Here is a 3,409-nt window from a genome sequence, read left to right as displayed (position 1 = left end):
GGGGACTGCTGCACCCCGGCGCCCCGAGACGGCACCCACGCAGCGACTCTGTCGCGGGGCGAGACCGGCAGCCCTTCGGGGTCGGCCGGTAGCTCTCTGGGGGCGCGACCGGTGGCCCTCTGGGGGCGCACGGAGTGTGCCCTTCAGGGGCGCGGGGCTGTACCCGATCAGCGACTCCGTCGCGGGGCGCGACCAGCCACGTACGAGCCGCACCCGCCACGCGACCGCCGCCGGCAGACGCGACCGCGCCCCCGGTAGGGGGGCCGATCGCAACCCCGGCCGAGTCATACCCCCCGCACCCCAGCGGAGCGCATGCGCTCACAGCGAACAGTTCCATTCCCGGGATTCCCCGGAGGGGCCCGCGCGTTAGGGTCCATGAATACGAGGGCAGGGGAGTCCCCGAGCGAGGGCCCCGGCCTCAGTTAGAGACGCGAGACGGCGCGCTAGCCGTCAGAGACGAGCAGGTGGATACGTGACGATTCAGATGCCTTCCGCCGCCGGCGAGCCGTCCATCGGTGGTGGCCTCGGCGACCATGTCTACAACCGGCTGCTCGGCGAGCGAATCGTCTTCCTCGGCCAGCAGGTCGACGACGACATCGCCAACAAGATCACCGCGCAGATGCTCCTCCTGGCCGCGGACCCGGAGAAGGACATCTACCTCTACATCAACAGCCCCGGCGGCTCGGTGACGGCCGGCATGGCGATCTACGACACCATGCAGTACATCCCGAACGACGTGGTCACGATCGGTATGGGCATGGCGGCCTCCATGGGCCAGTTCCTGCTCACCGGCGGCACGGCGGGCAAGCGCTTCGCGCTCCCGAACACCGACATCCTGATGCACCAGGGCTCCGCCGGCATCGGCGGCACGGCCTCCGACGTCAAGATCCAGGCCGAGTACCTGCTGCGCACGAAGCAGCGCATGGCGCGGATCACGGCCCAGCACTCCGGCCAGACCGTCGAGACGATCATCCGTGACGGCGACCGCGACCGCTGGTACACCGCCGAGGAGGCCAAGGAGTACGGCCTCATCGACGAGATCATCACTGCCGCTACGGGTGTTCCGGGCGGCGGCGGCACGGGCGCCTGATCCCCGCGATCAGCACCGGCCGACCCAGCCCACTGCTTCCTTCACCAGGACGGAACACCGCCATCATGAACAACATCCCCGGCAGCGGCCTCTACACGGGCCCGCAGGTCGACAACCGCTACGTGATCCCGCGCTTCGTCGAGCGCACCTCGCAGGGCGTGCGCGAGTACGACCCGTACGCGAAGCTCTTCGAGGAGCGCGTGATCTTCCTCGGCGTGCAGATCGACGACGCGTCGGCCAACGACGTCATGGCGCAGCTGCTGTGCCTGGAGTCGATGGACCCGGACCGCGACATCTCCATCTACATCAACAGCCCCGGTGGCTCGTTCACGGCCCTCACGGCCATCTACGACACGATGCAGTTCGTGAAGCCGGACATTCAGACGGTCTGCATGGGCCAGGCGTCCTCCGCGGCCGCCGTGCTCCTCGCCGCCGGCACCCCGGGCAAGCGCATGGCCCTGCCGAACGCGCGCGTGCTGATCCACCAGCCCTCCGGCGGCACCGGCCGTGAGCAGCTCTCCGACCTGGAGATCGCGGCCAACGAGATCCTCCGGATGCGTACGCAGCTGGAGGAGATGCTGGCCAAGCACTCGACGACGCCGATCGAGAAGATCCGCGACGACATCGAGCGCGACAAGATCCTCACGGCCGAGGACGCCCTCGCGTACGGCCTGATCGACCAGATCATCTCGACGCGCAAGATGAACAACGAAGCGATCGCGTAACAGCACGCTGTATCGTCTGCCGTTCCCCGGCACGGTTCACGTCGAAGTGAACCGTGCCAAGGGGGGCCCGAACGGGGGGCCCGGCAAGGTACCGTCGGATACAGGCACCAGGAGCCGCTGAACGTGGCGTCTCCCAGGCGAAGGGGAAGCACCTCGTGGCACGCATCGGTGACGGCGGCGATCTGCTCAAGTGCTCGTTCTGCGGAAAGAGCCAGAAGCAGGTCAAGAAGCTCATCGCAGGCCCCGGTGTGTACATCTGCGACGAGTGCATCGACCTCTGCAACGAGATCATCGAGGAAGAGCTCGCGGAGACGAGCGAGGTGCGCTGGGAGGAACTGCCCAAGCCTCGCGAGATCTACGAGTTCCTCGAGAGCTACGTCGTGGGCCAGGAAGCCGCCAAGAAGGCGCTCTCCGTGGCCGTGTACAACCATTACAAGCGCGTCCAGGCCGGCGAGAACGGCGGAGCGCAGGGCCGTGACGACGCGATCGAACTCGCGAAGTCCAACATCCTGCTCCTCGGCCCCACCGGCTCGGGCAAGACACTCCTCGCCCAGACGCTGGCGCGCATGCTGAACGTCCCGTTCGCGATCGCCGACGCCACCGCCCTCACGGAGGCGGGCTACGTCGGCGAGGACGTCGAGAACATCCTGCTGAAGCTGATCCAGGCCGCGGACTACGACGTCAAGAAGGCCGAGACCGGGATCATCTACATCGACGAGATCGACAAGGTCGCGCGGAAGAGCGAGAACCCTTCCATCACCCGTGACGTGTCGGGCGAGGGCGTCCAGCAGGCCCTCCTGAAGATCCTCGAAGGCACGACGGCGTCCGTGCCCCCGCAGGGCGGCCGCAAGCACCCGCACCAGGAGTTCATCCAGATCGACACGACGAACGTCCTGTTCATCGTGGGCGGCGCGTTCGCCGGTCTGGAGAAGATCATCGAGTCGCGGGCCGGCGCCAAGGGCATCGGCTTCGGCGCGACGATCCACTCCAAGCGCGAGCTGGAGGAGAAGGACCAGTTCCAGGAGGTCATGCCGGAGGACCTGGTGAAGTTCGGGATGATCCCCGAGTTCATCGGCCGCCTCCCGGTCATCACCTCGGTCCACAACCTGGACCGCGAGGCCCTGCTCCAGATCCTCGTCGAGCCGCGCAACGCGCTGGTGAAGCAGTACCAGCGCCTCTTCGAACTCGACGGAGTGGAGCTGGACTTCGAGCGCGAGGCCCTCGAGGCCATCGCCGACCAGGCCATCCTGCGCCGCACCGGCGCCCGAGGCCTGCGCGCCATCATGGAAGAGGTCCTCCAGTCGGTGATGTACGAGGTCCCGTCCCGCAAGGACGTGGCCCGAGTGGTCATCACGGCGGAAGCCGTCCACTCGAACGTGAACCCGACCCTGATCCCGCGCGACGCCCGCGGCACGGGCAACGGCGAGCAGAAGTCGGCGTAGCCGCACGGCGGTTGGCGCGAGCTGACAAGGAGAGGGGCGGCCGGGGGTTGTGGGGGCCGGGGCCCCGGGGGCACGGGTTCGGGAGCCGGGGGGCGGGCAGGGGGGCGGACGCCGGGCGGGACGTCGGGGGGGGGGGCGCCCGCGAAGATAAT

Annotated in this window: 3 protein-coding genes; all 3 read left to right on the top strand. The window is 68.2% G+C overall.

Going from position 1 to position 3,409, the window contains the following annotated elements; genetic code table 11:
* Positions 1-484 precede the first annotated feature (484 nt).
* The 3 genes from ACFW9D_RS38195 (at position 485) to clpX (ending at position 3,257) form a co-directional block, all read left to right on the top strand.
* The gene (locus tag ACFW9D_RS38195; RefSeq protein WP_188341570.1) at positions 485-1,090 is read left to right on the top strand and encodes an ATP-dependent Clp protease proteolytic subunit; all 606 of its coding nucleotides are present in this window, start codon (positions 485-487) and stop codon (positions 1,088-1,090) included.
* Between the two features lie 65 nt (positions 1,091-1,155).
* Positions 1,156-1,815: an ATP-dependent Clp protease proteolytic subunit gene (locus ACFW9D_RS38190; RefSeq protein WP_188338946.1), complete on the top strand. Its 660-nt coding sequence runs from the start codon at positions 1,156-1,158 to the stop codon at positions 1,813-1,815.
* Positions 1,816-1,970: 155 nt separating this feature from the next.
* The gene (gene clpX / locus ACFW9D_RS38185; protein ID WP_188338947.1) at positions 1,971-3,257 is read left to right on the top strand and encodes an ATP-dependent Clp protease ATP-binding subunit ClpX; all 1,287 of its coding nucleotides are present in this window, start codon (positions 1,971-1,973) and stop codon (positions 3,255-3,257) included.
* Positions 3,258-3,409 lie beyond the last annotated feature (152 nt).

The organism is Streptomyces sp. NPDC059524, assembly GCF_042749255.1.
Taxonomy (GTDB): domain Bacteria; phylum Actinomycetota; class Actinomycetes; order Streptomycetales; family Streptomycetaceae; genus Streptomyces; species Streptomyces xanthii.
The sequence above is the reverse complement of the archived record's forward strand: the minus strand, read 5'-3'. Positions and strand labels throughout refer to the sequence as shown.